This window comes from Corallococcus llansteffanensis, from assembly GCF_003612055.1.
Lineage (GTDB): Bacteria > Myxococcota > Myxococcia > Myxococcales > Myxococcaceae > Corallococcus > Corallococcus llansteffanensis.
This window is the reverse complement of sequence record NZ_RAWB01000738.1, coordinates 1-4227: the sequence shown is the minus strand read 5'-3', so window position 1 is coordinate 4227 and position 4227 is coordinate 1. Positions and strand designations below refer to the sequence as shown.

The window sequence follows — 4227 nt, the reverse complement described above, 5'->3', positions numbered from 1 at the left end:
CCGTTCGACGGGGTGGCGCGCTGCGCTTGGGCCATCACGTCCTCGAGGACCTGGATGGCGCCGCTGATGCGCAGCAGGGTGTTCTTCAGTTCGGCGCCCCGGGCCTCCAGCAACGCGAGCTGCTTCTGTCCCAGGTCCAGCTCACCGCGCAGCTCCACGAGCCGCTGCTCCACGTACTCTTTCACCACGGGGCTCCTTGCACGAACTAGCGGGGCGGGCTGACGTAGAACGGGTACACGAGGTTGTGCCGCTGGTTGCGCGAGCGGATAACATAGTCGATGGAGATGAGGAGTACCTCTGGCTTGTCCACCGAAGAGGTCGCGCGCACGTCCTCCACGCGGATGCGCGGCTCCCAGCGCTCCAGCGCCTGACGCACGTAGTAGGACGCGAGCTGCTGGTTGGACGTGTTCTGCGCGCTGAAGACCAGCTCCTGCAGGGCGCAGCCGAACTCCGGCTCCATCACCCGCTCCCCGAAGGACGTGCCCAGGATGAGTTCGATGGCCTGACGCACGTCGACCTCCGCGCTCACCACCCGCACCTTTCCGCCCTGGAGCTCCACGGGAAACGCCCAGCCCGTACCCAGGAAGTCCTTCACGCCTTCCGCCATGTTCAACCTCCGATGAGGACGGTGCTCTCCGCGACCACGGTTCCGGTGGGCAGGGGCGCCGGGGGATCATTGCAGGTCACCGCGAGATCCGACGACCGTGCCGCCGGATGGCCGCCGAAGAAGACCGTGGCGCTGCCCGTGACGATAAGTCCCTTGTTGCTGGGCTCCACGGCGAAGGTGCCGCCCACGGGCACGTGGTGCGGTGTGTTCGTCGCCACCGAGCCCACGACCGCGGCGCTCCGCCCCTGCACCATTACGCTCTGACACAGCGCTCCGTCGATGATGCCGTTGAAGGGGAGTGTCTGGGTCACCGGCGTCGTCCCGGTCGCGGAGGGAACGAGCACGACGTGGTGGTCCATGGCCTGGATGCGATCGCCTTGCTTCGCCGCGGGGGATGCCATGCCGGTGCTCCTTTCAGTTCAGCCGGATCGTCGAGCCCTTCACGCTGACGGGGCCACCCGAGTCGATGGAGACCTCTTTCGGGCCGTTGAGCTTGAGGGAGCTGGTGGCGTCGATTTCGATCTGCGCGGCGCTCAGCTTGATGCTGCCCGCACCGGCCGAAAGCTCGATGCTGCCGGTGACGGTGACGGACACGCTCTTCTTCTTGGCGTCGAACAGGATCCGGTCGCCGCTGATGTCGACGATCTCGATCTGCTCGGCACCCTTCGTGTCGTCGATGCGGATGGTGCTGCCGCCGCGCGTCTTGATCATCCGGATGTCCTGCTGCTTCTCCTGGCCCGTGACGGGGGGCTGGTCCTTGCCGTTCCACAGCGCGCCGATGACGTAGGGCACGTTGATGTTCCCCGCCTCGAAGGCGATGAGCACCTCGTCCCCCTTGGCCGGAAGGAAGTAGGCCCCCACGCCGCCGCCCGCGAAGAAGGAGGCCACGCGGCACCAGTTGGAGAGCACCGTGTTGTTGAGCCACGGGTAGCGCACCCGGATGCGGCCAAGCTGCTCCGGGTCGCCGGTGGTCTGATCCACGAGCCCCACCATCACGCCCGGCATGGCGCGCTCGTTGCCAGGACCGTCATCCGAGGAACCGTTCATGCACCCGTCCTTCGAAGCACGCATTGCGTGCGGTAGCCGCCGTCCTGCGAGTACAGGTGCTTCGCAGCGGTCACGTAGTAGGGGCCGCTGAGGCGGCTGCCGATGCCGGCGAGCCGCACGTTGACCCCGGGCTGGATGCTCGGCTCTCCCACGAGCACCGCCTCCGCTTCGATGAAGTCGTCGAGTCCCGCCACGTACGCCGCTTCCGCCACGGCGCGCGCCGCCTCGGGGTCGACGATCTCCGGATCCATGCCCGACACGGGCGAGGGCGCAATCTCCGTGGAGAGCTGGTAGCCGGTCTCCTTGCCGCCCATGCGGAGGGTCGCGGGGCCGGAGTTCACGTTCGCCACGATGGCGCGCTTGTTCTTCGGATCCCAGCCCACGGCCTGCACGCTGGAGCCCTGCTTGACGGCCCGGAGCCGTACCGACAGCTCGATGATCTGCTCCTTCCACTGGAGCGTCACCACCGCGGACTCACCGGCCCGGCTGCGCCGGAAATGGAGCGTGCTTCCGGTGACGAAGAACTCGTAGTGGAGGCGGGCCGCGCGCGATGCCAGGAAGGCGAAGTCGCTCTGGTTGGCCTGGAGCACGTAGGGGTACTTCACGGAGGATTCGTCGACGGCGGGCTCCAGCCCGTTTCTCTTCGCGATGCGGATCGCCATGGCCGGATCGCTCTGGCCCTCGTAGACCACTTGCGCGGTCCCGAACTGGAGCTTGTACAGGGCGTCGAAGCCGCGAAACTCGACGGTGCTCTCGTTGCCGAAGTCCGCGAGGATTTCCCCCACCTCGCCGGTGAACAGCGGCGAGTCGCCCGCGCCGAAGGACAGCTCGATGGCCGCGCCGAGGCGGGCCAGCGACAGGTCGATGCCCTGCCAGTCGCCCTGGGTGAAGTCGACGCTGCCGATCTCCACGACGCAGGTGGACGGGAGGTTCAGCTCCTGTTCGACCTCCGCCCTGCGCAGTGACGCGAGCATGCTGTCGGGCAGGGCCGCGCCGGCGAGCCTGAGCTGGATCACGACGCCCTCGGCCGGTCGAGCCGTCCGGCCTGTGACGCCGAGCGTGGCTCCGGCGACTCGCCCTGGTCCGGGATGATGAGGGCGGTGCCAATCTGCGCCTGGGAGGGGAAGTTCAGCGGATCCACGATGCCATTGAGGCTGGCGATCCGGGGCCAGGCGCTCGCGTCGCCCAGCTCGCGGAAGGCGATGAGATCCAGCCGGTCTCCCTGGCTGACGATGTGCAGCTTGCGGCAGTTGTCGAGCCCCGCGTTCTCGATGGCCTGACGGGGCGTCAGCACCTGTTCGAACGTCACGGAGAGTTCGGCGCGGACCGGCGCTCCGGACGGCAGGAACATGGTGAAGCGCTGGTCGATCTTGCGGATGACGCCCGTGTACTGGAAGCCGCCCCAACTGAAGAGGCACGTCGGAGGTTCGCGCGGTTCCTTGGAGCCGACCGTCGGTTCCTGGAAGGCGACGAGGCGTCGGGTGAGGTTGCGCACGTCGGTGCCCTGTTCGTAGGTGTCGAAGAACAGGTTGACGCTGAAGCTGGGGCTCTCCATCCGCTGGAACTGGAGCGTCGAGCCCACGCGCGAGGTGACGAGCTGCGTGCTGCTCGTGTACTCGACGGGGTTGTACATCACCTCGATCTGCTCGCGGGAGTCGAGGTTCTGGATGATGGCCTTGCGCAGGGTCATCGAGGTGCCTTTCGGGCATCGCGTGCGTGGGTGCGCCGGTTCATCTCCACCTGGATGCGGTCGGCGAGCTTGCGCACCTCCGTGCGGGAGAGCTGAGCCGCGTCGAACACTTCACGGACCGTGTCCGAGCGTGGAGCGTCCGGCCGACCCGACACCCGGCCCGGGATTCCCTCGGAAGGCTCCGCGCCCTGTGCGCCGCGAACCGGCCCTGGAGCATTTCGTTCGGAGGACGTGCCCGCTGCCTCGCGCCGGTGTTCGAGCGGAAGCGAAGGGCCGAGTCGCAGCCGGGGCCGGTCGGGCAGGGCCTCTGTTCCACCGCGCCGATGTTCGAGCGCAGGCGTGGGGCTGAGCCGCAGCGGAGCCCGGCCGGGGAGGGCGTCCGCGTTCGGGGCGGCCACCGAAGCGGGAGCCGCGACCTGCCGGAGCGAGACAAGCGGGAGGGGTGGCAGTCCGGCCATGGCCCGGGAGGACGCAGCGGGGCGCGCGGTGTTTGCCTCCCTGCGCGCGGCACGTGCGAACAGGGGTGGACGGTGGACCTGGGTGAGCACGCGCGGCGCCATCGGGACGGGTCCTCCACCCATGGGCGAGACGCGCGCCCGTGAGGGCCTGGGAGGACGCCCAGGAGGTGAAGTCATCGCTTCGACCCTGAAGGGCCCAGGCACGGTGGCGACGTCCAGGCGTGGCGCGCGCACCGCGAACGGCGCGCGTGTCACCTCGGTCGTGGAGCGCGCGAAGCCGGCCCCCGTGTTGGCCAGCTCGGGCCGCGCGGGTGTCCCGGACCCGAGGCGAAGGCCAGGTGTCCGCGACCCGTCGGCGCGTAAGGGGGCGCGGGGCCCGCTCACGCCGCGCTCCTGCCGTCCCATCGGCGGGGACAGGGTAGGGC

6 protein-coding genes are annotated in these 4227 nt (G+C 69.0%); all 6 read right to left on the bottom strand.

Features of this window, described 5'->3' with window-relative positions; translation table 11 throughout:
• Positions 1 to 185, bottom strand: a 185-nt coding sequence (locus D7V93_RS39270; protein ID WP_120648172.1) for a hypothetical protein, incomplete at its 3' end; no start/stop codon positions are given.
• A 20-nt stretch (positions 186 to 205) separates the two neighbouring features.
• Positions 206 to 607: a GPW/gp25 family protein gene (locus D7V93_RS39265; RefSeq protein ID WP_120614098.1), complete on the bottom strand. Its 402-nt coding sequence runs from the start codon at positions 605 to 607 to the stop codon at positions 206 to 208.
• 2 nt (positions 608 to 609) lie between these two features.
• Complete coding sequence (locus D7V93_RS39260) at positions 610 to 1008, bottom strand: PAAR domain-containing protein (protein WP_120648171.1); 399 nt, start codon at positions 1006 to 1008, stop codon at positions 610 to 612.
• A gap of 13 nt (positions 1009 to 1021) precedes the next feature.
• The gene (locus tag D7V93_RS39255; protein WP_120648170.1) at positions 1022 to 1654 is read right to left on the bottom strand and encodes a phage baseplate assembly protein V; all 633 of its coding nucleotides are present in this window, start codon (positions 1652 to 1654) and stop codon (positions 1022 to 1024) included.
• On the bottom strand, positions 1651 to 2670 hold the full coding sequence (locus D7V93_RS39250) for a phage late control D family protein (RefSeq protein ID WP_120648169.1): 1020 nt from the start codon (positions 2668 to 2670) through the stop codon (positions 1651 to 1653). Before D7V93_RS39250 ends, D7V93_RS39255 begins: the two co-directional genes overlap by 4 nt.
• Complete coding sequence (locus D7V93_RS39245; RefSeq protein WP_120614094.1) at positions 2667 to 3344, bottom strand: CIS tube protein; 678 nt, start codon at positions 3342 to 3344, stop codon at positions 2667 to 2669. The genes D7V93_RS39250 and D7V93_RS39245 overlap by 4 nt, the downstream gene beginning before the upstream one ends.
• Positions 3345 to 4227 lie beyond the last annotated feature (883 nt).

Coding starts and splice junctions, on each gene's coding strand:
- D7V93_RS39245 (WP_120614094.1), bottom strand. CDS start 3,344: ATGACCCTGCGCAAGGCCATCATCCAGAACCTCGACTCCCGCGAGCAG.
- D7V93_RS39265 (WP_120614098.1), bottom strand. CDS start 607: ATGGCGGAAGGCGTGAAGGACTTCCTGGGTACGGGCTGGGCGTTTCCC.
- D7V93_RS39260 (WP_120648171.1), bottom strand. CDS start 1,008: ATGGCATCCCCCGCGGCGAAGCAAGGCGATCGCATCCAGGCCATGGAC.
- D7V93_RS39255 (WP_120648170.1), bottom strand. CDS start 1,654: ATGAACGGTTCCTCGGATGACGGTCCTGGCAACGAGCGCGCCATGCCG.